Below are 24,029 nucleotides of genomic sequence, written 5' to 3' on the forward strand. Positions count from 1 at the left end.
CATGTCAGTGATCGAACTGCCCATCACCCAGAAGTCAGGCCCGTCGATGGTCGTCCAGCTCGGCGCCCTGCTGTTGATGACGGCGGCCGCCATCGGCATGGGCTGGATGGCGGGCGGGTATCTCTACGGCGAAGCCAAGCCGGTCGAAAAGACCGAGGCAAAGGCCAAGCCGCATGGCGGCAAGGAAGGCGCTGCAGCCTCTGAAGATCCTGCCGCGGCCGGCACGCTGGTCCAGCTTGCGCCGATCACCTCCAATCTGGCCGCACCCGACACCATGTGGATACGCCTCGAGGTGTCGCTCGTGCTCGACGCGCCGCAGCCGGCCGAACTCACCGAGCGGGTCCACCAGGACCTGCTCGCCTATGTGCGCACGCTCCGGATCCACCAGGTCCAGGGCGCCAGCGCTTTCCGTCATCTCAAGACCGACCTCGACGAACGCGCCGCCATCCGCAGCGACGGCCATGTCAAGGAAGTGCTGATCAGAACGTTGCTGTTCGAATGAAAAAGTTCCTGGCCACCGTTGCCATCCTCGCCGCAGGCATCCTGCCCGCCGGTGCCCAGCAGTTGAACCTCAACGCCCTCGGCAACCCCGATGGCGCCACCGTCGGCTATATCATCCAGATGTTCGGCCTGCTCACCGTGCTGTCGGTGGCGCCGGGCCTGCTGATCATGGTGACGAGCTTCACCCGCTTCGTCATCGCCTTCTCGATCCTGCGCACCGGTATCGGCCTGCAGTCGACGCCCGCCAACCTGATCCTGATCTCGCTGTCGCTGTTCATGACCTTCTACGTCATGGCGCCGACGTTCGACCAGGCGTGGAACAACGGCGTCAAGCCGCTGATGGACAACCAGATCACCCAGACCGAGGCCGTCGAGCGCATCTCCGATCCGTTCCGCACCTTCATGATGCACAATGTCCGCGACAAGGATTTCAACCTGTTCGCCGACCTCGCCCGCGAGCGCGGCCAGACCGTCTCGGAAGACAAGGTCGACCTGCGCATCCTCGTTCCCGCCTTCATGATCTCCGAAATTCGCCGCGGCTTCGAGATCGGCTTCCTGATCGTGCTGCCGTTCCTCGTCATCGACCTCATCGTCGCCACCATCACGATGGCCATGGGCATGATGATGCTGCCGCCGACAGTGGTGTCGCTGCCCTTCAAGATACTGTTCTTCGTGCTCATCGACGGCTGGAACCTGCTGGTGGGTTCCCTCGTGCGATCCTTCACGTAGCGACCCGGAAAGCGCGTCGCCTACTTCGGAAATGCAACGAATGGCCGGAGCGCAAGCTTCGGTCATTTTGCATAAAACTGAGAAAAATCAGCTATTTACGGTTGATTAACTACATTGCTTAGACGTTTGGCAGGAAGTGCCCGGTTAGATCGCGATACAGCGCGAGTTGGCCGGAACAGTTGGCCATAGGCATGATGCCGCTTCGCCTGAGCCGGCTGATTGCCGGCATGTTCCTCAAAAAATTCGAATACAAGGAACAGGGCTCATGACCAGCCTTCTCACCAACGCGTCTGCAATGACCGCTCTCCAGACGCTGTCGAGCACCAACAAGAACCTGGGCGTCACGCAGGGCCGTATCGCCACCGGCCAGCGCGTTGCCACCGCTTCGGACAACGCCGCCTACTGGTCGATCGCGACCTCGATGCGCACCCAGACGGGCGCTCTGAGCGCCGTTCAGGATGCTCTCGGCCTCGGCGCCGCCATCCTCGACACCGCTTCCTCCGCTCTGGAAGAGGCCATCGATAAGACCAAGGAAATCGTCAACAAGTACGTTGCCCGTGCAACGCCTGGCACCGACACCGCCGCCATCGACGCTGAAATCACCCAGCTGAAGGCCCAGGTCGTTTCGATCGCCCAGAACGCCGACTTCCAGGGCGTCAACATGCTCAAGAGCACCGGCGGTTCGGCCGCCAACATCGTGACCGGCTACCAGCCGGGCGCCGCTCCGACGACGATGACCGTCGCCGCCTACGACCTGGAAGCTGCCCTGACCGGCGCCACCACCGCAACGGCTGTGGACACGGCGCTGACCGCTATGAAGACGGCCGCTTCCACCATCGGCGCTGCCAAGACCCGCGTCGACTCGCAGAAGTCGTTCACCAGCAAGCTGATCGACTCGATCGACCGCGGCATCGGCCAGCTGGTCGACGCCGACATGAACAAGGAGTCGGCACGTCTCGCCGCCCTCCAGACCCAGCAGCAGCTCGGCATCCAGGCGCTCTCGATCGCCAACTCGAGCTCGCAGTCGCTCCTGTCGCTGTTCCGCGGCTAATAGATCGGAGGGGCGCGGCTCGCCGCGCCCGCATCGATACCGATCCCGGCCGTCTCAGGCACAAGGATCGCAGACCGGGTCGTACCGCAAGGTACGGCCCGGTTTCGTTATGAGGCTGTCGCCGACAGCGGCGCCTCATCGGGGATCCTGCTCGTCGTGCCCGTCGAAGGAACTTGCAAACGCCGGTTGGCAGACTGTCGACTGCGGCGCTTGAGCTTCCGTGCCAAAACAAGTCACGACCAGGCGTTGGAAGTTCCCGCAAATTCGCATTAAGGTTAAAAAAATCAGCTATTTAGAGTTGATTAACCATGATTTTTAGCCCTTTGGCAGGAAGTCCGCGGTTAGATCGCGATACAGCGCGAGTTGGCCCAGACAGTTGGCCATAGGTATGATGCCGCTTCGCCTGAGCCGGCTGTTCGCCGGCATGTTCCTCGAAAAAACTGAATACAAGGAACAGGGCTCATGACCAGCCTTCTCACCAACGCGTCTGCAATGACGGCTCTCCAGACGCTGTCGAGCACCAACAAGAATCTGGCCACCACTCAAAATCGCATCGCCACCGGCCAGCGCGTTTCGACCGCCTCGGACAACGCCGCCTACTGGTCGATCGCGACCTCGATGCGCACCCAGACGGGCGCTCTGAGCGCCGTTCAGGATGCTCTCGGTCTCGGCGCCGCTGTCCTCGACACCGCTTCCTCCGCTCTGGAAGAGGCCATCGAGAAGACCAAGGAAATCGTCAAGAAGTACGTTGCCCGCGCAACGCCCGGCACCGACACCGCCGCCATCGACGCTGAAATCACCCAGCTGAAGGCCCAGGTCGTTTCGATCGCCCAGAACGCCAATTTCCAGGGCGTCAACATGCTCGAGACAGGTGGCACGGCCGCCAACATCGTGACCGGCTACCAGCCGGGCGCCGCTCCGACGACGATGACCGTCGCCGCCTACGACCTCGAGGCCGCCCTGACGGCTGCCACCGACGCGGCACTGACTGAAACCGCCCTGACGGCGATGAAGTCGAATGCCGCCACCATCGGCGCCGCCAAGACCCGCGTCGACTCGCAGATGTCATTCACCAGCAAGCTGATCGACTCGATCGACCGCGGTATCGGCCAGCTGGTCGACGCCGACATGAACAAGGAGTCGGCACGTCTCGCCGCCCTCCAGACCCAGCAGCAGCTCGGCATCCAGGCGCTTTCGATCGCCAATTCGAGCTCGCAGTCGCTGCTGTCGCTGTTCCGCAACTAAGATCGATCCGAGCCATCTCGGCAACAAGGACGCCGGGTCGTACCGCAAGGTACGGCCCGGTTTCGTTTTGTCTAATGCAAGCAGCAGATTGCATTGCGCACCGGGGCTTCCACTCGGGCGGGTCGAATTACGTAACCGGCTGAATAAAATGGCATATTTCTACGTCTGAACGTCCAGCTGGCACATTCGCGGATAGCCCCGCGCAAGCTTCCGGGCAGATCATTCCGCCGCGTCACCGACAGCGCCGGCAGGCTCTGATCAAGCGCCATTAATCAGCTATTAACCATACTTGTTTAGCTATGGTTAACCAGCCGCGTATGCAGCGGAAGCGCTACCGAAGGTGGCGCGAAACGACAGTGGGGGCCTTATCCGATGTCCAGCATCATGACCAACGCATCAGCGATGACTGCGCTGCAGAGCCTGAGCTCCACCAACAAGGCGCTCCAGGTTGCCCAGGGGCGCATCTCGACCGGCTTTCGCGTGGCCGAGGCTTCCGACAACGCCGCATATTGGTCCATCGCCACGACGATGCGCTCCGACAACGGCGCAAACTCGTCGGTGCAGGACGCGCTCGGTCTCGGCGCCGGCAAGGTTGACACGGCCTACACCGCACTGAAGGACATCATCGGCGTCATCGACAACATCAAGCAGAAGCTGATCACCGCGCGTGGCCAGGGACTGGACACGCGCAAGCAGGTCCAGGGCGAAATCGCGCCGCTGCTGGGCCACCTGAAGAGCGCTGCGATCGGCGCCAGCTATGCCGGCTCCAACATGCTGGCCACCGATGATCCTGGTCCGGTCGAAATCGTCTCTTCTTACAACCGCGCCGCCAACGGCACCGTCTCCCTGGGCAAGATCTCGATCGACATCTCGAACATCACCCTCTTTGCCGCCAACGGCACCGCCAGGCCGATCACCGCCGACATCATGGCGATCAACGTCGAAACCAACGGCACCGATGCTGACATCGACGGCTTCCTCGCCGACATCGAAACGGCGCTGACAGGGTTCACCCTGGCGGCATCCGAGCTCGGCGCCGCGAAGTCGCATATCGACCTGCAGAAAGATTTTGTCTCCAAACTGATGGATTCCATCGACCGTGGTGTCGGCCAGCTCGTCGACGCCGACATGAACAAGGAATCGACCCGCCTGCAGGCACTCCAGGTCCAGCAGCAGCTCGGTATCCAGGCGCTCTCCATCGCCAATTCCAACTCGCAGGCGATCCTGGCCCTGTTCAAGGGCTGACCTGGCCACGCAACCGGCAGATTATCGAAAAGGGCCGCGCCTCGGGCGCGGCCCTTTCCATTTTTGCACAAGCTTCGACGTCTAGGGTCTCTGCGGAAGATATTGCGGGGAACCTACGCACGTGCCCGAACAGCTCAGGACCATCGTCGCCAATCTGCAGAGTTTCGGCCCGCGCAAGCTGGCGATCCTCGGCGGCATCGCGGCGCTCGTCATCGCCGTGGTCGGCGTTGCCTCCATCTATCTCAATCGTCCGGCCTACGAGACGCTCTATGTCGGGCTCGAACGCTCCGACGTGAACCAGATCGGCATGGTGCTTGGCGAAGCCGGCATCGGCTTCGACGTCGCCTCCGACGGCACGACGGTCCTGGTTCCTGCCGGCAGCACCGCCAAGGCGCGCATGCTGCTCGCCGAAAAGGGCCTGCCCACCAGTTCCAACGCCGGTTACGAGCTGTTCGACAATGTCGGTTCGCTCGGCCTCACCTCTTTCATGCAGCAGGTCACCCGCGTCCGCGCACTGGAAGGCGAGATCGCCCGCACGATCCAGTCCATCCAGGGCATCAAGTCCGCCCGCGTTCACATCGTCATGTCCGAGCGCGCCAACTTCCGCCGCGACGAGCAGAAGCCCTCCGCATCCGTCGTGATCCGCGCCTCCAGCGCCGACGCCGACAAGGCGGCGATGTCCATCCGTCACCTCGTCGCCGCGGCAGTTCCCGGCCTCGATTCCGAGCGCGTCACCGTGCTCGACGCTTCGGGCAACCTGCTCGCCTCGGGCGATGATCCCGCCAATTCCAGCGCCGCCCGCTCCATCGGCGTCGAGCGCACCGTCGAAACCCAGATCGAAGACAACATCCGCCGCGCGCTCACAGCCTATCTCGGCCCCGACAATTTCCGCGCCAGCGTGAAGGCCGATGTCAACACCGACACGCGCCAGACCGAAGAGACCATCTTCGATCCCGAATCGCGCGTCGAGCGTTCGGTCCAGGTCGTCCGCGCCAACGAGAACTCAAACCAGAAGCAGTCGGCGACGCCCGCAACCGTCGAGCAGAACCTGCCCGACGCCGGCGCGGCTGCTACCGACGGCCCGCAGTCGACGTCGGCCAGCGACCGCAAGGAAGAAATCACCAACTACGAGATGAACTCCAAGCGCATCGCCACGGTCTCGAACGGCTATTCGGTGACCAAGATGTCGATCGCCGTCGTCGTCAACCAGCAGCGCCTCGCCGCCATCCTCGGCCAGAACGCCACCCCGGAGGCGATTGCCGCCCGCGTCGCCGATATCCAGAAGATGGTCGCTTCCGCCACCGGCCTCGACGAAAAGCGCGGCGACATCATCAACGTCTCGGCGGTCGAGTTCATCGACGGCCTCGATGGAGTGCAGGTCGCAAGCCCCGGTGTCCTCGATTCGATCGGCCAGCACACCGGGACGCTGATCAACGCCGCTGCCTTCATCGTCGTCGTCTTCCTCATCGCCTTCTTCGGCCTACGCCCGATGGCGGCCGCGCTCACCCAGTCCGGTGCCCCGGCCCTGCCGACCTTTGCCGGCCCGAGCTTCGAGGAGATGCAGCGGGCGCTGCCCAACGCCGAAGGAATGGCTTCCTTTGAGGAGGAGCCTGTCGCCCTGTCCGACCAGCGGTCACATGCCATGGACGATCTGCGCAACAAGCTGCGTCCCGCCCCCCAGGACCGCCTCGCTCGCATGGTCGACATCAATGAAGAGCGCACCGCACTGATCCTGCGCAAATGGGCCGGCCAGGAGGTCGCCGCCTGATGTCGATCGCAGCACTGTTCGAACGGCTGACCGACTTCGCGCCGCATGCGTCGCGTGCGGATGACGACAAGCCTTTCCCCGCCCCGACCTACCCGCAGGCGGTGCCCGAACCCGACCTTCCCACACTGATTGCGATCGCAGTCACCGAGGCCGAAGAGGCGCTCACTGCCCGCCTCGTGGCCGAACATGAGGCAGCCCTCGAAGCCGAGCGCCAGCAGCATGCGGCCGAGCTGAGCGCGTTTGGCATCCACATGGGCACCGAGACCGGCACGGCCATGGCCGCTGGTCTGCGGGACATGGAGGCGCGTGTCGTTCATCTTGCCACCGATGCTGCCGCCCGCATCATCGCCGGTCTTGTCAGCGACGACATTCGCAAGCGCTCCATCGACGCCCTCGCAGCCGCAGTGCTGTCGGCCATGGAAGACCGTGAAGCGGTACGCATTCGCGTCAGTGGTCCGCAATTCATGTTCGACGCCTTGGCGACCGCCTTGGGGGAACGGGCGGGCAATGTCGACTTCACCGAAGCCACTGGCTTCGATCTGAGTGTGTCGATCGACGACAATCTGTTCGAGACCCGCCTTGGCGAATGGTCTTCGGCCCTTTCCGAGACCTTGCCATGAGCGCCGCCGACAACAGCGATCCCCATCACCAGCAGATCATCATCGTCAGGCGTCATGCCGACCACGACGACGGCCACCATGGCGGCGCCTGGAAGATCGCCTTCGCCGACTTCATGACGGCGATGATGTGCTTCTTCCTCGTCATGTGGCTGATCAGCGCCGCCAACGAGCAGACCAAGGCAGCGGTTGCGAGCTACTTCAACCCGGTCAAACTGGTCGACCGCCAGGCGAGCCGCAAAGGTCTTGAGGAAATGGGCGACGGTCCCAACTCCGTCGGCCTGACCGCCGAGGATCCTCAGCAGCCCGAAGCCAAGGCAGGCACCGACGGACGCAGCAGTGCCGGTCCCTCGACCGAGAAGAACTCGATCGACACCGCCGACGCGGCCAAGAAATCCGACGACCACCTCTTCGCCGATCCCTACGCCGTGCTGGCCGAGATCGCGCAGGAGACCGGCGCCAAGGCCAACATCTCCGAGCGCGGCGACGGCGGCGCGCAACTGTCTGGCCCGTCGAGCGGCGCCACCGGTGGCGAAGCCTATCGCGATCCGTTCGCACCCGATTTCTGGACCGAGCAGGTGGCAACCCCCGCGGCCGAAGCCAGTGCCGAGCGCGCGGCCATCGAGGGCGAACCGGCCAAGCCCGGCGAGCCGACCGCGCGGTCCACGCCTTCCGCTCCGGTCAAGCATGTCGAAGAGCAGCCGACGACCGAGCAGGCTTCGGCCGCCGACGCGGCAACGCCCCCGCTGCCGCGAGACGCAGTCAAGCCTGCCGAAGCGGCGAAGCCGAACGACGCGACGAAATCCGGCGACGCTCCCAAGAGCGAGAAGGCCGAGGCTGAGGCAATGGCCGAGCAGCCCAAGGAGCCAGCCCCCACCAAGGAAACGGTCCAGGACGCCGACGCCATCCGCCAGGAACTTGCCGCGGCGATCAAGCCGGGCCAGAACCTGCCCGACGGCCTCTCGGTCGTCGCCACCGACAAGGGCGTGGTCATCTCGGTCACCGAGCAGCTCGACTTTGGCATGTTCGAGATCGGCTCCGCCGTGCCGCGCCGCGAACTGATCCTGGCGATGGAAAAGATCGCCAAGACCATTGCCACTCATCCAGGCAACGTCTCGATCAACGGCCACACTGACGCCCGCCCCTTCCGCAACGCCAGCTACGACAACTGGCGTCTGTCCACCGCCCGTGCGCACTCCGCCTATTACATGCTGGTACGTGCCGGCCTGGACGAAAAGCGTGTCGTCGAGGTCGGTGGTTTCGCCGATCGCAAGCTCAAGGATCCGTCCGAGCCGTTCTCGCCAGTCAACCGCCGCATCGAAATCCTGCTGGAGAAGCCTGAATGAGGCTCGCGGCGACCTTCGCTGGTGCCGGCCTGATCGCCCTCATCGCGGCGACAGCGCCCGACCATGCGCGCGCCAGCGAGGCGCCGGGGCTGGAACCTTACCAGATGGTCCGCTGCCTGCAGCTGGTCCAGGATCGTATCGCCGCGGGCGACCAGGCATCGCTGCCAATGCAGCGTCGCCTGCTCGAAATGACCGACGAGCGCATGCGCACCGCCGATCCCGCGTCGTTCAAGGATCCCAAGAATTTCCGCGCCCTGCTCATCTACGCCATGAGCGGCGGCAACCCGCTGACCATCGAGCAGGTCGTCTCGCGCCTCACGCTCGAGGACGCCGACAAGCAGATGGCCCAGGGCGTCATCGATTATCTCCGCGGCAAGCCCAAGGGCACGATCGACGCCCTCGCATCCATCAACCCGCTGACCGAGACTTCCGAGCTCGGCGCGTTCCTAGCGCTGGTCAAGGGGTCCGTCAGCGTCGCCGACCAGCCCGAGCAGGCGGTCAAGCTGTTCGACCAGGCGCGGCTGATGAGCCCCGGCACACTTGTCGAGGAAGCCGCCTTGCGCCGCTCGGTGGCGCTTGCGCCGCGCATCGGCGACGGCGGCCGCTTCCTTCACAACTCGCTGCAATATGTACGCAACTATCTGCGCTCGCCCTATGCCAGCCAGTTCGCCGACGCCTTCGTGACCGGTGTGGTCGCCCTGAATGGTCAGATCAATCTCGACGCGCTGGCCGAAGTCACCGCCATGATGGACGCCGAGCAGGAGAAGGTCGTCTACCTGCGCATCGCCCGCCGCGCCGCCATCGACGGTCTTGCCGAACTGTCCACCTTCGCCGCCCGCAAGGCCGAGCAAGGCCGCGACGGCCAGCGCAACGACAACGACCCGCGTGCCCAGCTCTATTCCGGTCTGTCCGGCGTCACCTCGGGCACGTCTGGCGACATGCTCGACAAGCTCGGCAGCATCGACCGCAGCAAGCTTTCCAAGGGCGACCGCGCACTTCTCGAAGCCGTCGAAGCCATCGCTTCCGAAGTCACCTCTGCCGTGCCGACGCCCGTCGAACGGGCGCAGAAGCCGGTCGATATCGCCAACCTGCCTCCAGTCCCGCTCGATACGCAGCCCGGGCCAAGCGACCCCATGATCCCGGACGCGGCTGCGCCAGTGCCGGCCACGCCGGCTCCAGCGGCATCGACACCGGCACAGGCCCCGACCGCTGCGCCGGCAAGAACGACGGTCCGCGAGGTGGTGCCCTCGCCGGTTCCAGTGCCTGCGCCCGCAACAGCGGCAGCCCCGGCGCCGGAACAGCATGCCCCGTCGTCGTCCCCCCAGCAGACGGCATCGCACCCGACGCCACAGCAGCCGGCCGCCGAGCCTGAAGATCCCAAGATCATCGAAGCGCGACGCACGCTCGAAGCCATTGACGAACTACTAGGAGCCTCCCCCAAATGACCGACGGCATCGGTTCGGCGATTGTGAGCACGCCCACCAGGCAGGCTTTCGCCAACGATCGTTCCTCCCTGCAGGGTGGCGACGAGCAGGCCGATTTCGGCCAGGCCTTGCTCGACCCGAAGAAGGGTGGCGAACGCACCGCCAAGGAGCCGCGTGTCGATGGCGGCGCACAGCACGAGAAGCGCTGGCAGAAATTTGCCGAGCGGCTTGCCGCCAAGGATGCCGGCGACGTCGAAGGCACCGTCGAGCGCGACGTCGCGGCCAAGGACGACGCAAAGATCGAAGACGCGGAAACAACCCTGCCCGCCCCCGTCGCCAAGGAGCCAGCCGCCAACGATCAGAACGTCGAAGCTGCCATGCCGCTGGTGCTTGCATTGAGCGAGTTGCGCAAGGCGGCCAGCCAGCCGGCAACCTCCGGCGGCGCACAGGCGACCTCGGGCGAAGCAGGCGATGCCGCTGTCCCGACCGAAGGCACCGATGCCGCTCTGGCCGAAGGCCAGCCATTCGCATCAGGCAAGTCGGCGGCGCGCCCGAATGGCGGCTCCGCACTTCCGCCGGCACTGGCGGGCGCAACTGACGCGGCGACCACAGGGGAAGCGGCAGCGCAGGCAAAACCGGCTGGCGATGCGACCGGCGAAGCCGCGGCGCCAGCCGACAAGCCGGCTCGGCCCACGCCTGCGCGGCAGCCCGAACAGGCGGCGGCAACCAATCGCGTCACCGTCATTTCCGAGCAGATGATCCCCGCGCCCGCGACCCCATCCACCGGCTCGACGGCAGGCGCCCTTGCGCTCGCGATCGCGTCGGGAGCGCCGCGTCAAACGGCCGCTGTATCGGCCGTTCAGCAGCTGCAGGCCAACAGTTCAAGCACGCCTGGAACGCAGGTTTTGAAGATCCAGCTGCGCCCCGTCGAACTTGGCATGGTGACGGCAAGCTTGCACCTGTCGGGAGATCAACTGTCGGTTGAAATCCAGGTCGAGAACACTGAAGCCTACAATCGCCTGTCGACCGATCGTGACGCCATCAACAGCGCCCTGCGCGGCCTGGGTTTCGACGTCGACCGCGTCACCATCCAGCAACCTCAGGCAGCATCGAACAGCCAGGCGCGCACGGATGGCGGTGCGCTTTCGCCAGGCTCCGGAGGCCGCGACCAGCAAGCCTTCCAATCGGGAGGAACGGGTAGCGAAGGCAGGCAATCAGGCAACGGCAGAACGACAGGAGGGGCGACAAATGATGAAGGCAGTACACGCAACATCTCGTCGGCTCGCACTGATGGTCCTGGCGGCAGCCGCTACATCTAGCGCCGCTGCCGTCGATGCTTCGGCCGCCGCCAACCCGTGCGAGCCTGAGATCGTCAGGGCCGCCGATCGCTACGGCGTGCCGGTCGGCATCCTTTATGCGGTCGGCCTGACCGAGACAGGCAAGAAGGGCAGCCTGCAGCCCAACGCCTTGAATATTGAGGGAAAAGCGGTCTTTCCGCGCAGCCAGGCTGAAGCGATCGCCGCCTTCGAGGCCGCCCGGGCCGAAGGCAAGACGCTGATCGACCTCGGCTGCATGCAGATCAACCATCGCTATCACGGCAACGAATTCCGCAGTGTCAGCGACATGCTCGACCCGAGGCGCAATGTCGACTATGCGGCGCGCTTTCTGGTCAGCCTGCACGGCCGCCACGAGTCCTGGTCCATGGCCGTCGCCCGCTATCACGCAGGTCCCAACAACGACCCCGCACAGAAGCGATATGTCTGTCGCGTCATCGCCAACATGGTCGCCACCGGCTTCGGCCGCTGGACCGACAACGCCCGAACCTTCTGCAACCCATGAGCGTCTTTTCGGCGTTCTGAAACCGGCAGTCAGCCGCGACATTCCCGTCTCCTGGAATTTGGCAACGATTGCACGCATATCGTGCAATCGGTTCAACCCATGCGATTCCAGACTCCCCAAAAACTACAGGCAAAATCTCACGATTGGTTACAGCCCGTTGCACCCGATACCGATTGGTTAACGGGGCATTAACTTTTCGATTCGGAGGCGGGGCCGATGATAGTAGTTGTCGACGAGCGCGAGCTCGTCACCAAGGGATATAACTCACTTTTTGACCGGGAAGGCGTGGCTTGCGCCGGCTTCCGTTCGAGCGAATTCGGCGAATGGGTTACGAGCGCGCCTGAAGAGGACCTGCGCTCTGTCCGCGCGTTCCTCATCGGCGACTGCCATGAGGGTTCCATCTCCCCTCGCCAGCTGCGCGACCGCTCCAAGGCGCCGGTCATTGCGCTCAGCGAGCAGAACAATCTCGAAAACACGCTCAAGCTTTTCGAGTCCGGCGTCGACGACGTCATCCGCAAACCGGTCCACATCCGCGAGATCCTGGCGCGCATCACGGCGATCCGCCGGCGTGCCCAGGAGGACACCGGCTTCACCGAGATTGGCGCCATGCGCATCTTCATGGACGGCCGCGATCCCGAGATCGACGGCGAACCGATGCCGTTGCCGCGCCGCGAGCGCCGTATCCTTGAATATCTGGCGTCCAACAGCGGCCGCCGCGTCACTAAAACGCAAGTCTTCAACGCCATCTACGGCGTCTTCGACGAAGAAGTCGAAGAAAACGTCGTCGAGAGCCACATCAGCAAGCTTCGCAAGAAGCTGCGCGAGCGCCTCGGCCACGATCCGATCGATTCCAAGCGTTTCCTTGGCTACCGCCTGATCGTCTGATCAGCTTCGCGCAAGACATGCCGCGTAGCTTCCATGCGTGGCATGAGATTTGGGGAGACCTTCGATGAGCCTCTATGGAATGATGCGGACTGGCGTGTCGGGGATGAACTCCCAGGCAAACCGGCTCTCGACAGTCGCCGACAACATCGCGAATTCGAGCACGACCGGTTACAAGCGTGCTTCGACGGAATTTTCTTCGCTGGTCCTGCCCAGCACCGCCGGCAGCTATAACTCCGGCGGCGTTACCACCACGGTGGTCAACTCCATCAGCAAGCAGGGTGCGCTCCAGTACACAACCTCGGTGACCGACCTTGCCATCGATGGCGACGGCTTCTTCGTGGTCGAAGACCCGAGCGGCACCTCGTTCCTGACGCGCGCCGGCGCCTTCGTGCCGGACAAGGACGGCTACCTCGTCAACACCGCCGGTTACCGCCTCAAGGGCTGGGACCTGAGCCAGGGTCCGCGTCCTGCGGCGCCGGTCGACCAGAACAGCCTCCAGCCGATCCAGATCGACGACACCGCCATCAGCTGGACGCCGAGCACGACCGGCAAGTTCGCCGCGAACTTCCCGAGCGATGCCGCGATCGTGCCGGCCGCCAACCTGCCTTCGACCAATGCCGCCGGCGCCACTTACACGAACAAGTCGTCGCTGATCGCCTATGACAATCTCGGCGGCAAGGTCATCATCGATGTCTACGTCTCCAAGACGGCGACAGGACAGTGGGAAGTGGCGGCCTACAACCAGGCGCAGGCTGCCGCTGGCGGCGGGTTCCCCTACAGTGGCCCCGCACTGGCAACCCAGACCCTCAATTTCAATGGCTCCGGCCAATTGACCACCACTCCGGCCAACCTGACGCTGACCGTTCCGGGTGGCTCAGCGCTGACCATCGACATGTCGGGCATGACCCAGGGCGACTCCGCCTACAACGTCACCAAGGCCCAGCTCGACGGCAGCCCGCCCAGCAAGATCGAAAGCATCGACATCGACAAGGACGGCACCGTCTACGCGCAATATGCCGACGGCTCGATGAAGGCGATCTTCTCGATCCCGATGGCCAACGTACCGAGCGCCGACAAGCTGTCCGTCATCTCGGGCAACGTCTTCGCACAAAGCGCGGAGTCAGGCGGCATCATGATCGGCTGGCCGACCGAGGGCAAGAACGGCAAGATCGTCTCCGGCGCCGTCGAGAACTCGAACGTCGATATCGCGACCGAGCTCACCGACATGATCGAGTCGCAGCGCAACTACACCGCCAATTCCAAGGTCTTCCAAACCGGAGCGGACCTCATGGATATCCTCGTCAACCTGAAGAGATAGAACTGACGGAGCAGGTCGTGGTCTCACACCTTCTCACCCAGGTTTCTGAGTTCACGACCTAACCCGCGAAAGACTGCGCATGTCCCTGACGTCTGCACTTAGCATCGCCCAATCTGCGCTTCAGAACACGTCGCGCCAGACCAGCACCGTTTCCCGCAACGTCCAGGAAGCGCAGAACCCAGACTACGCACGCCGCACGGCGATGCTTAGCAGCATTGCTCCCGGAGCTCGCGTCGTCGAGATCCAGCGGGCGACCAACGAGCTTCTGTTCCGGCAGAACCTGTCGTCGCTCGCTTCCTTCTCCGGGCAGAGCACTCTTTTCGAGGGTCTGCAGAAGCTCGCGCTCGACGTCAACGGCTCGGACAATGCGAACTCGCCGGCCACCGCGCTCGGCAAGTTCCAGGAAGCGCTCCAGCTCTATTCGGCAGCGCCCTCCAACAAGAACCTCGGCGTCGCAGCAATCGACGCCGCCCGCCAGGTCGTGCGCACGCTCAACGACGGCAGCGAGGCCATCCAGAGCATCCGAACCCAAGCCGACGGCGAGATTGCCACCGCAGTCGACGACCTGAACCGGCTGCTGGGTGACTTCGAAATAGCCAACAAGACGATCATTCAGGGCACACGCTCCGGACGCGACGTCAACGACGCGCTCGATCAGCGCGACGCCATCCTGAAGAAGATCGCCGAGATCGTGCCCGTCTCGATCATGAAGCGCGGCGACAACGACATGGTGCTCACCACGGCCGACGGCGTCACGCTGTTCGAGACCGAACCGCGCACCGTCAGCTTCCAGCCCTCGTCCGGCTATGCCGCCGGCGTCCCCGGCAACAAGATCTTCATCGACGGCGTGCCGCTCAAGGCAGGCACCGGCGCCAACACCGATGCCGCGGGCAAACTCGCCGGCCTTGTCCAGCTGCGCGACAGCGTCGCAAACACCATGCAGTCCCAGCTGGATGAAACGGCGCGCGGCCTCATCACCGCCTTCCGCGAGACGGCGCCTGCTCTGGCCGACCAGGCTGGCCTGTTCACCTGGTCCGGCGGTCCCGGCGTGCCTCCGGCAGGCACGCTGATCAACGGCCTCGCCCGCTCGATCCGCTTGAACCCGGCCGCCGATCCGCTCGTCGGCGGCGACCCGACGCTGCTGCGCGACGGCGGCATGAACGGCGCGGCCTACGACAAGAACCCGGCCAACAACGCTTCCTACGCCGACCTGCTGATCGCCTATGGCAATCGCATCGACGAAAACATGGCCTTCGATCCGGCGGCCGGCATCACCGCGACCTCCAGCCTGAGCTCCTTCACCACCAACTCGATCGGCTGGTTCGAAGGCATGCGCAAGCAGGCGGCAACGGCGACCGAAACCAAGGAAGCGCTCGCGGTCCGCACCGGCGAGGCGCTGTCCAACGAAACATCTGTCAATGTCGACGTCGAGATGTCGCTGCTGCTCGATCTCGAGCACGCCTACCAGGCCTCGGCGCGCCTCATAAAGGCGGTCGACGAGATGCTACAGTCGCTGCTCGCGGCGGTGAGGTAGTCGATGAAAACCACCTTTGTCTCCTCCTCCGCAGTTTCCAACGCCCTGCGCTATTCGATCCTGCGCCAGCAGGCCGAGCTGACCAAGGCGCAGAAGGAAGCGACATCGGGCTTCGTCGCCGACCGCGGTCTGGCGCTCGGCGCGCGCACCGCCCAGTCGGTCACCCTCAACCGCGACCTCGAGCGTCTGTCGGGGATCGTCGATTCCAACGGGCTGATCACGTCGCGGCTGTCGGCCACCCAAAAGGGCCTGAACCAGATCGGCGACGCCGCTCAGTCCTTCCTGTCGAGCCTCACCAGTTCATCGTCGGGCGATGCCGCCTACGCGCTCACCCAGAAGAGCGCGCGCAGCACGCTCGACACGCTGACCTCGGTGCTCAACACGAGCCTGAACGGCGAATATCTGTTCGCCGGCACCAACACCGACGTCAAGCCGATCAACGACTTCAGCGCCGGCTCGCCGACCAAGGTAGCCTTCGACGCGGCATTTGCCGGCTTCTTCGGCTTCTCCCAGAATGACCCTGCCGCCCAGGGCATCACGGCTGCCCAGATGGACAGCTTCATGACGACGGTCGTCGAGCCGACATTCCTCGGCGCCGGCTGGTCGGCCCCCGGCAGCCCATGGTCGAACGCCACCGACCAGGGCATCACCAGCCGCATCACGCTCAATGAGACCTCGGAGAGCTCGATCAGCGCCAACAACCAGGGCCTGCGCAAGATCGCCATGACGGCTGCCGTGCTGAGCGACCTGCTGGGCAGCAATGTCAGCGACGCGGCCCGCAAGGCGCTGGTGACCAAGGGCGTGCAGACGATCGGCGTTGCCATCTCCGACATCGGCCAGCTCGAGGCGCAGACCGGCATCATCGAGCAGCGGATCACCAACGCCACCGACCGCATCAAGACGCAGATTGACCTGTTTGAAAGGCACATCCTGAACACCGAGGGCGTTGATCCCTACAAGGCATCGACCCGCGTTACGGACCTTCTCTCCCAGATCGAGAAGTCCTACGCTATCACCGCCCGCATCCAGCAACTGAGCCTCATGAAATTCCTCTGAACGGCAATCAAACGGGACGCATATGTATCAATTTTCCTATGCCGATATTCAGACCGACTCCGTCGCCGATGCGAAGGACCGCGAACGCCAGTTGCTCAGCCGCTCGATCGATCTGCTGACCCGGGCAAGTGCCGGCGGCGTCAATTCCATGGACGCCATCGAGGCGCTCAACTTCACCAACCGCGTCTGGACCTCGCTGCTCGACGATCTGGGCAATCCCGACAATGCGCTCCCCAAGGAGCTGCGCGCCAACCTCATCTCGATCGGCCTGTGGATCCTGCGCGAGGCCGAAGACCTGCGCCAGGGCCGCACTGAAAGTTTCGAAGGCCTGATCGAGGTTTCGCAGATCATTCGCGACGGCATCCAATGAAAAACACGCTGAAGATTTCCTTGAAGGCCAACGAGAAGATCTACCTGAACGGCGCAGTCATCCGGGCCGACCGCAAGGTCTCGCTCGAATTGCTCAACGACGTGCAGTTCCTGCTCGAAAGCCACGTCATCCAGCCCGAGCAGGCCTCGACGCCGCTGCGCCAGCTCTACTTCATCTTGCAGATCATGCTGATGGATCCGATCGGCGCTGCAGATGCGCGCGAAATGTTCCGACGCTCGCTGCCGCTGCTGCTCGCCACCTTCGAGGATCCCGAGATCCTCGCGAACCTCAAGCAGGTCGACCGCCTCGTCGCCGAAGACCACGTCTACGAGGCGCTCAAGACCATCCGTTCGCTCTACCCAATCGAAAAGCGCGTCATGGCGGGCAATGACCAGCCGGAGCCGTCACGCGCCATCGCCGGAGGCACCTTCTGATGGCCATCGACTACACCACCACCCTTCCTGTCGGCACCAACACCAAGACCGCCACGGACACCAAGACGGCCGCGACCAAGAACCAGGTCGACTACAACTCGTTCCTCAAACTGCTCGTCGCGCAGATGAAGAACCAGGACCCGACCAAGCCGATGGACTCGACCGAGTATGTCGCCCAGCTCGCCACCTTCTCCCAGGTCGAGCAGTCGGTGCAGATGAACTCGCGCCTCGACCAGATCCTGCAGGGTTCCGCCCTCGCCCAGGCCGACGCCATCATTGGCAAGACCGTGACGTCGCCCGACGGCAAGACGACTGGCGTGGTCGCCGAGGTCAAGCTTTACAAGGACGGCATCGTCGCCGTGCTCAAGGACGGCAAGCAGATCGTCATCAATCCCGGCGTCACCATCAAGGACACGCCGGCGTGAACGAGGCCGATGCCCTCGATCTGGTCCAGTATGCCATCTGGACGGTGCTGACCGCGTCCGGCCCTGCGGTGGCCGCCGCGATGCTGATCGGCGTCGGCATCGCCCTCATCCAGGCGCTGACCCAGATCCAGGAAATCACGCTGACCTTCGTGCCCAAGATCGTCGCCATCCTTTTGGTGACGGCCGTGACCGGTCCCTTCATCGGCGCCCAGATCTCCTCATTCACCAACGTCATCTTCGAGCGCATCCAGACGGGCTTCTGACCCGTCGCGACTTGTCTCGTTTCGCCAGCATTCGGCTCTGGCCCGCCGCCGCGCCGAAGCTGGCCCATACCGGCGCCCGACAAATGGGTTCACCCCGTCCCCTGATCGTGGTCTAGTCGCCGCAGACGATTCACCAGGACAGCCGGCTCCACCGGCCGCGGCGCATGGACGACCACAAGATCGAGCAGGGTTCGGCCCTCGAGCCATTCAAGCACGGCATCTTCCGCTCGGTCTGGTTTGCAAGCCTCGCCTCGAATTTCGGCGGCCTCATCCAGTCGGTGGGTGCTGCCTGGCTGATGACCTCGATTTCCAGCTCCTCCGACATGGTGGCGCTGGTCCAGGCATCGATCACCTTGCCGATCATGATGTTTTCGCTCGTCTCAGGAGCGCTCGCCGACAGCTACGACCGGCGCCGCGTCATGCTGACGGCCCAGTGCTTCATGCTTGCCGTTTCGGCGCTGCTGACCTTGGTTGCCTATCTCGGCCTGATCACCCCGTGGCTGCTGCTCGGCTTCACCTTCCTCATCGGCTGCGGCACCGCCCTCAACAACCCCTCCTGGCAGGCATCCGTCGGCGACATGGTGCCCCGCCCGGTCATGCCGGCGGCGGTGGCACTCAACTCGATGGGCTTCAACATGACGCGCAGCGTCGGCCCGGCCATCGGCGGCATCATCGTCGCAACGGCCGGTGCGGCGGCGGCCTTCGCCGTCAACACGCTGAGCTACTTCGCCCTCATCTTCGTCCTGTTCCGCTGGCGTCCGCAGTACCCCAAGAGCACGCTGCCGCGCGAAACCCTCGGCCAGGCGATGGGCGCCGGGCTGCGCTATGTCATCATGTCGCCGAACATCGGCAAGGTGCTGCTGCGGAGCTTCACCTTCGGCTTCACAGCCGTCGCCATCCAGGCGCTGCTGCCGCTCGTTGCCCGCGACCTCGTCGCCGGCGGGCCACTGACCTACGGCATCATGCTCGGCGCCTTCGGCATCGGCGCCGTCGGCGGCGCGCTCATCAGCGGCCGCATCCGTCGCAGCATGAGCAGCGAGGCGATCGTGCGCTCCGCCTTCCTCGGCTTCGCCTTGTCGAGCTGGATCGCCGCCTGGAGCACCTATGCCTGGCTCACCAGCGCCGGCCTGCTCATCGGCGGCGCCTGCTGGGTTCTGGCGCTGTCGCATTTCAACATCTCGGTACAGATGTCGACGCCACGCTGGGTCGTCGGCCGGGCGCTGTCGATCTACCAGATGGCGACCTTCGGCGGCATGGCCTTCGGCGCCTGGGTCTGGGGTGTCATCGCCGACGGCCATGGTGCATCGACGGCGCTGGTCATTGCCGGCCTGACCATGCTCATCGGTGCGGCCATCGGCTTCCTCCTGCCGCTGCCCGAGCACACCGTACTCAATCTCGACCCGCTCAACCGCTTCCGCGAGCCGCATCTGGCGCTTGACGTCCAGCCGCGCAGCGGCCCCGTCACCATCACTATCGAGTTCATCATCCGCGAAGAGGATGTTCCGGCCTTCCTGCAGGCGATGGCCGAGCGCCGCCGCGTCCGTCGCCGCGACGGCGCTCGCCACTGGACATTGTCACGCGACCTGGAAAATCCGGAAATCTGGATCGAGACCTACCACACCCCGACCTGGCTCGAATATGTCCGGCACAATCATCGCGCCACTCATGCCGACGCCGAGATCGGCGACACGCTGCGGGCGCTCCACAGCGGCGCCCAGCCGCCACGCGTCCGCCGCACCATCGAACGCCCGACCAGCCTTGCAGCGACCCTCGTCACCCCCAAGGGGCCCATCGACCTGCATTGAGGGACGGCAACCGCTTCATGCCGACCTTTGGCTGCGCGCGGAAATCAGCCGCAGCCAAGGGGTCACGTGGAAGACGCTCATCAGCAGGTACATCGCGGCCATGCCGCCGATCGGCGACATCCCGGAAGAGCAGATCATCCCGGCCGGACCACCGTCCATCACAGCGCTCACCAGCGCCATCGCGGCGAAAACCGGCGACGCCGCCAGCGCCAGCCAGTCCGCCGCCCCGAGAGGGGCGACGTCCTTGCTGGCCGGCTGCTCGCCGAACCTGTCGCAGCAAGCCCGGCTCATGACTTGGCGCTCTGCTCGCGAAAGGCCGCCTCTCCGGCATCCGAAATCTCGACCCATCTCTGGTCGGGCGCCGCATCGGCGACATAGCTGTCGTGCCAGTTCCACCATTTGTAGGTCGGCGTCTGCGGATAACCTTCGGGCGAGTCCTCCCACAGCTCCTGCCGCCCGAGCGGGGTGACGTCGAGATAGCTCCAGGTCCCGCCCATCTGTTCGTCGCCACGGTTGTTGAGGAAGTAGGTGCGGAATATCCGGCCGTCCTCATCGCGGTAGAAGACGTTGGTGCCGTGCCACTCGTCGACGCCGAAATCCGCGTCGAAGCCGTCGGTGATCGTCACCCACGGCATCTTCCAGCCCATGCGTGCCTTGAGCCCCGCAATGTCGGCCTGCGGCGCGCGCGAGGCCAGGACCAGCGTGGTGTCGCGGGCATTCAGGTGGGCGACATGGGCGATCTGGTCGGCCACCATCGAGCAGCCACGGCAGGCATGGTCGGGCCAGCCATAGACGCCGGGTTCGTAGAAGGCGCGGTAGACGATCAGCTGGCGCCGGCCGGCGAAAAGGTCGAGCAGGCTGACCTTTCCGCCCGGCGCTTCGAAGGTGTAGTTTTTCTCGACAGCCATCCACGGCATCCGCCGGCGCTCGGCGGCAAGCGCATCGCCCGCGCGGGTATGCAGCTTTTCCTTCACCAGCAACTGCTTGCGCGCGTCTTCCCATGCCTCGCGCGACACGATTGACGGCTTGGCCATCCCGCTTCGTGCGCCATTCTGGCCGTTCCCTGATGTGCTCATGGTTCTGAAACTCCCTGGTTGCGCAGCTTTCCGCCTCGCGTGCCGCCGCTGTTGGATGCTGGCCAACCTTGGCACCGGAAATCGGCAGCGGAGAGTAACAAGTGTGACGGCATTCTCCCGGCGCGAAAACGAGCGTGGCGGTGAGGTTTGGCGCCAAGCCAACAGCCACCTCCCGGCCTCCCACCCTCGCGCAAGCTTGACGCAATAAGGTCAGCCAGCCGTGGCATTGGCTCGCGGCAGGATTCGATCGGGTAAAGCATGGCGATCAGCGAAACCATCTCGGGCACTGGCAGCGCGACCAAGAGCGGTCGCGACGTCTTCTTCGCCCTTGGCATCATCGTCATCCTGGCGGTGCTGTTCCTGCCAATCCCGGCCTTCCTGATCGATATCGGCCTCGCCTTCTCCATCGCCATCTCGGTCCTGATCCTGATGGTGGCGCTGTGGATCCAGCGACCACTCGACTTCTCGTCGTTCCCGACTGTCCTGCTGATCGCGACGATGCTGCGCCTGTCGCTCAACATCGCCACCACGCGCATGATCCTGTCGCACGGCAACGAGGGCACCCACGCCGCCGGCTACGTCATCTCGGGTTTCTCCAACCTGGTGATGTCCGGCGACTTCGTCATCGGTCTGATCGTCTTCCTGATCCTCATCGTGGTGAACTTCATCGTCATCACCAAGGGTGCGACGCGTATCGCCGAAGTCGGCGCGCGCTTCACCCTCGACGCCATCCCCGGCAAGCAGATGTCGATCGACGCCGACCTGTCGGCCGGCATGATCGACGACAAGACGGCGCAGCTGCGCCGCCGCGAACTCGAGGAGGAAAGCTCCTTCTTCGGCTCCATGGACGGTGCCTCGAAATTCGTCCGCGGCGACGCCATCGCCGGCCTGATGATCACCGCCATCAACATCGTCGGCGGCATCGCCATCGGCTACTTCCGTCACGACATGGGCATGGGCGAAGCCGCTGACGTGTTCATCAAGCTGTCGGTCGGCGACGGTCTCGTCACCCAGATCCCGGCCCTCATCGTCTCGCTCGCCGCCGGCCTGCTCGTCTCCAAGGGTGGCACCCGCGGCTCGGCCGACCAGGCTGTGTTCGGTCAGCTCGGCGCCTATCCCCGCGCCCTGTATGTCGCGGCCTTCCTGCTGGTCATGCTGGCCCTGATGCCCGGCCTGCCGATGTTTCCCTTCATCACGCTCGCCGGTTGCATGGCGGCACTGGCCTACGTCATCCCGATGCAGCACAAGCGCCGCCTGGCCGAGGCCGAGGCCGAAAAGCAGATGGTCGAGGCCGAGAAAGTCGAGGAAGAGAAGAATTCGGTGAAGGCATCGCTCGCCACCGCCGAGATCGAGCTCCTGATCGGCAAGCAGCTGTCGACGCGCCTGCTCGCCACCCACCAGGAACTCGCCTTCCGCATGGCCAAGATGCGCAAGAAGTTCGCCACCCAATACGGCTTCGTCGTGCCGGAGGTGCGCCTTACCGACGACTTCTCGATCCCGCCCAAGAGCTATCAGATCAAGATCCACGGCACCGTCGTCGCCGAATACCAGATGCGCGTCGGCGAGATCATGGTGCTGCTCGGTTCACGCGACTTGCCCGACATTCCGGGCGAGGAAGTGCGCGAGCCGGCTTTCGGCATGCGCGCGTTCTCGGTGCTCGACTCCTTCTCCGAGGATCTCAAGCGCGAACAGTTCACCTTCGCCGACAACATGTCGGTGCTGCTCACTCACCTGTCCGAGGTGATCCGCAACAACCTGCCGCAGCTGCTGTCCTACAAGGACATGAAGGCGCTGCTCGAGCGCCAGGATCCCGAATACCGCAAGCTCGCCGACGAGATCTGCTCATCGCACATCACCTATCCGGGGCTCCAGGCGGTGCTCAAGCTGCTGCTCGCCGAGCGCGTCTCGATCCGCAACCTCCACCTCATCATCGAGGCGATCGCCGAAATCTCGCCGCATGTGCGCCGCACCGAGCAGATCGTCGAACATGTCCGCATCCGCATGGCCCAGCAGATCTGCGGCGACCTCAGCGAAGGCGGCGCGCTCAAGGTGCTGCGTCTCGGCAACCGCTGGGACCTCGCTTTCCACCAGAGCCTCAAGCGCGACGCCAAGGGCGAGGTGCGCGAGTTCGACATCGACCCGCGCCAGCTCGAGGAGTTTGGCCAGGACGCCTCGAAGGCGATCCGCACCCATCTCGAGGCGGGCGAACGCTTCGTCCTCGTCACCGCGCCCGACGCGCGTCCTTACGTCCGCATGATCATCGAGCGCCTGTTCCCCACCCTTCCGGTGCTCAGCCATGTCGAGATCGCCAAGGGCGTCGAACTGCGCGTGCTCGGAACCATCTCATGAATGCGTCAGCGCAAGGGCTCGTCCTTGCGGCCTTCCTCGCCTTCTGCCGCATCGGCGCCTGCTTCATGCTGATGCCCGGCCTGTCGAGCGTGCGCGTGCCCACCCACATCAGGCTGTTCGTCGCGGTTGCCGCGACCGGCGGCCTTTTGGTGCATCTGTGGGACCAGATCTTTCCCTTCGTCGACGCCCGTCCCGGCATCCTGATGCCGATGATCGCTTCCGAGCTCCTGATCGGCGGGCTGATCGGCCTGATGGCCAGGCTCTACATCCTGGCGCTGATGTTCATGGGAAACGGCGTCGCCATGCTGATCGGCTTCAACAGCGTCGGTGGCCACGCCATCGAGGAAAACGAGCCGCAAGGACCGCTCGCCTCGATCATCTCGATCGCGGCGCTGCTGCTGCTGTTCACCCTCAATTTCCACCACGAGATCATCCGGGCGCTCGTCGCCTCCTACAAGGTCGCCCCGATCAACCTGTTCTTCAATCCGCAGGCGGCCCTCGTCGACGTCACCGACACGCTGTCGGAAAGCTTCATGGTGGTGCTCAGGCTCGGCAGTCCGTTCATCGCCTATGCCATCCTGATCAACCTGACGATCGGCTTCGTCAACAAGCTGACGCCACAGATCCCGGTCTACTTCATCTCGCTGCCCTTCGTCGTCACCGGCGGCCTGATCCTGGTCTATTTCGGCATTGGCACCATGCTCAGCCTGTTCGCCGACGGCTTCGGCGACATCACCCTGGGGAGATAG

The 24,029-nt window shown here is 64.3% G+C and carries 24 protein-coding genes; 22 read left to right on the forward strand and 2 right to left on the reverse strand.

Going from position 1 to position 24,029, the window contains the following annotated elements; translation table 11 throughout:
* Window position 1 precedes the first annotated feature (1 nt).
* The 20 genes from B015_RS0118720 (at window position 2) to B015_RS0118825 (ending at window position 19,855) form a co-directional block, all read left to right on the forward strand.
* Entirely contained in the window at window positions 2-502 is a 501-nt protein-coding gene (locus B015_RS0118720; protein WP_018429268.1) for a flagellar basal body-associated FliL family protein, read from the forward strand.
* Window positions 499-1,230 carry a flagellar type III secretion system pore protein FliP gene (gene fliP, locus B015_RS0118725; protein ID WP_018429269.1) on the forward strand — a complete coding sequence of 244 codons (732 nt, stop codon included), beginning with the start codon at window positions 499-501 and terminating at the stop codon, window positions 1,228-1,230. The genes B015_RS0118720 and fliP overlap by 4 nt, the downstream gene beginning before the upstream one ends.
* A 265-nt stretch (window positions 1,231-1,495) precedes the next feature.
* Window positions 1,496-2,281: a flagellin gene (locus tag B015_RS0118735; RefSeq protein ID WP_018429271.1), complete on the forward strand. Its 786-nt coding sequence runs from the start codon at window positions 1,496-1,498 to the stop codon at window positions 2,279-2,281.
* Between the two features lie 462 nt (window positions 2,282-2,743).
* Entirely contained in the window at window positions 2,744-3,526 is a 783-nt protein-coding gene (locus tag B015_RS0118745) for a flagellin (RefSeq protein WP_026227465.1), read from the forward strand.
* Between the two features lie 372 nt (window positions 3,527-3,898).
* Window positions 3,899-4,771, forward strand: coding sequence for a flagellin (locus B015_RS0118750; RefSeq protein WP_018429273.1), 873 nt, complete (start codon window positions 3,899-3,901; stop codon window positions 4,769-4,771).
* Window positions 4,772-4,892: 121 nt separating this feature from the next.
* Window positions 4,893-6,539 (forward strand): flagellar basal-body MS-ring/collar protein FliF, encoded by a 1,647-nt coding sequence (gene fliF, locus B015_RS0118755; RefSeq protein WP_018429274.1) that lies wholly within the window; start codon window positions 4,893-4,895, stop codon window positions 6,537-6,539.
* Window positions 6,539-7,159 (forward strand): hypothetical protein, encoded by a 621-nt coding sequence (locus B015_RS0118760; RefSeq protein ID WP_026227466.1) that lies wholly within the window; start codon window positions 6,539-6,541, stop codon window positions 7,157-7,159. Before fliF ends, B015_RS0118760 begins: the two co-directional genes overlap by 1 nt.
* Window positions 7,156-8,502 (forward strand): MotB family protein, encoded by a 1,347-nt coding sequence (locus tag B015_RS0118765; RefSeq protein WP_040456923.1) that lies wholly within the window; start codon window positions 7,156-7,158, stop codon window positions 8,500-8,502. Before B015_RS0118760 ends, B015_RS0118765 begins: the two co-directional genes overlap by 4 nt.
* Complete coding sequence (locus B015_RS0118770) at window positions 8,499-9,947, forward strand: hypothetical protein (RefSeq protein WP_018429277.1); 1,449 nt, start codon at window positions 8,499-8,501, stop codon at window positions 9,945-9,947. The genes B015_RS0118765 and B015_RS0118770 overlap by 4 nt, the downstream gene beginning before the upstream one ends.
* The gene (locus tag B015_RS0118775; RefSeq protein ID WP_018429278.1) at window positions 9,944-11,245 is read left to right on the forward strand and encodes a flagellar hook-length control protein FliK; all 1,302 of its coding nucleotides are present in this window, start codon (window positions 9,944-9,946) and stop codon (window positions 11,243-11,245) included. The genes B015_RS0118770 and B015_RS0118775 overlap by 4 nt, the downstream gene beginning before the upstream one ends.
* A complete protein-coding gene (locus B015_RS0118780) occupies window positions 11,217-11,765 on the forward strand; it encodes a transglycosylase SLT domain-containing protein (protein WP_018429279.1) in 549 nt (182 codons plus the stop codon). The genes B015_RS0118775 and B015_RS0118780 overlap by 29 nt, the downstream gene beginning before the upstream one ends.
* Window positions 11,766-11,981: 216 nt before the next feature.
* Window positions 11,982-12,650, forward strand: coding sequence for a response regulator transcription factor (locus B015_RS0118785; RefSeq protein ID WP_018429280.1), 669 nt, complete (start codon window positions 11,982-11,984; stop codon window positions 12,648-12,650).
* A gap of 64 nt (window positions 12,651-12,714) precedes the next feature.
* Entirely contained in the window at window positions 12,715-13,968 is a 1,254-nt protein-coding gene (locus B015_RS0118790; RefSeq protein WP_026227467.1) for a flagellar hook protein FlgE, read from the forward strand.
* A 79-nt stretch (window positions 13,969-14,047) separates the two neighbouring features.
* Window positions 14,048-15,502, forward strand: a complete 1,455-nt coding sequence (flgK, locus tag B015_RS0118795) for a flagellar hook-associated protein FlgK (RefSeq protein WP_018429282.1) — start codon at window positions 14,048-14,050, stop codon at window positions 15,500-15,502.
* A gap of 3 nt (window positions 15,503-15,505) precedes the next feature.
* Complete coding sequence (locus B015_RS0118800) at window positions 15,506-16,558, forward strand: flagellar hook-associated family protein (protein ID WP_018429283.1); 1,053 nt, start codon at window positions 15,506-15,508, stop codon at window positions 16,556-16,558.
* A 22-nt stretch (window positions 16,559-16,580) separates the two neighbouring features.
* Window positions 16,581-16,928 carry a flagellar biosynthesis regulator FlaF gene (gene flaF / locus B015_RS0118805; protein ID WP_018429284.1) on the forward strand — a complete coding sequence of 116 codons (348 nt, stop codon included), beginning with the start codon at window positions 16,581-16,583 and terminating at the stop codon, window positions 16,926-16,928.
* A complete protein-coding gene (gene flbT, locus B015_RS0118810; protein WP_018429285.1) occupies window positions 16,925-17,362 on the forward strand; it encodes a flagellar biosynthesis repressor FlbT in 438 nt (145 codons plus the stop codon). The genes flaF and flbT overlap by 4 nt, the downstream gene beginning before the upstream one ends.
* Complete coding sequence (flgD, locus tag B015_RS0118815) at window positions 17,362-17,787, forward strand: flagellar hook assembly protein FlgD (RefSeq protein ID WP_018429286.1); 426 nt, start codon at window positions 17,362-17,364, stop codon at window positions 17,785-17,787. The genes flbT and flgD overlap by 1 nt, the downstream gene beginning before the upstream one ends.
* Window positions 17,784-18,050, forward strand: a complete 267-nt coding sequence (gene fliQ, locus B015_RS0118820) for a flagellar biosynthesis protein FliQ (protein ID WP_020565944.1) — start codon at window positions 17,784-17,786, stop codon at window positions 18,048-18,050. The genes flgD and fliQ overlap by 4 nt, the downstream gene beginning before the upstream one ends.
* Before the next feature lie 164 nt (window positions 18,051-18,214).
* Entirely contained in the window at window positions 18,215-19,855 is a 1,641-nt protein-coding gene (locus B015_RS0118825) for an MFS transporter (RefSeq protein ID WP_018429288.1), read from the forward strand.
* A gap of 15 nt (window positions 19,856-19,870) precedes the next feature.
* On the opposite strand, the gene B015_RS0118830 is transcribed toward B015_RS0118825, so the two are convergent.
* Window positions 19,871-20,146, reverse strand: a complete 276-nt coding sequence (locus B015_RS0118830; RefSeq protein ID WP_018429289.1) for a hypothetical protein — start codon at window positions 20,144-20,146, stop codon at window positions 19,871-19,873.
* The gene (locus tag B015_RS0118835; protein WP_026227468.1) at window positions 20,143-20,931 is read right to left on the reverse strand and encodes a thioredoxin family protein; all 789 of its coding nucleotides are present in this window, start codon (window positions 20,929-20,931) and stop codon (window positions 20,143-20,145) included. Before B015_RS0118835 ends, B015_RS0118830 begins: the two co-directional genes overlap by 4 nt.
* A 258-nt stretch (window positions 20,932-21,189) precedes the next feature.
* Between B015_RS0118835 and flhA the strand changes: the two genes are divergently transcribed.
* Both flhA and fliR read left to right on the forward strand, forming a co-directional pair.
* Complete coding sequence (flhA, locus tag B015_RS0118840) at window positions 21,190-23,280, forward strand: flagellar biosynthesis protein FlhA (RefSeq protein ID WP_018429291.1); 2,091 nt, start codon at window positions 21,190-21,192, stop codon at window positions 23,278-23,280.
* Window positions 23,277-24,029: a flagellar biosynthetic protein FliR gene (gene fliR / locus B015_RS0118845; protein ID WP_018429292.1), complete on the forward strand. Its 753-nt coding sequence runs from the start codon at window positions 23,277-23,279 to the stop codon at window positions 24,027-24,029. The genes flhA and fliR overlap by 4 nt, the downstream gene beginning before the upstream one ends.

Origin of the sequence: Hoeflea sp. 108 (genome assembly GCF_000372965.1) — a bacterium.
GTDB lineage: Bacteria > Pseudomonadota > Alphaproteobacteria > Rhizobiales > Rhizobiaceae > Aminobacter.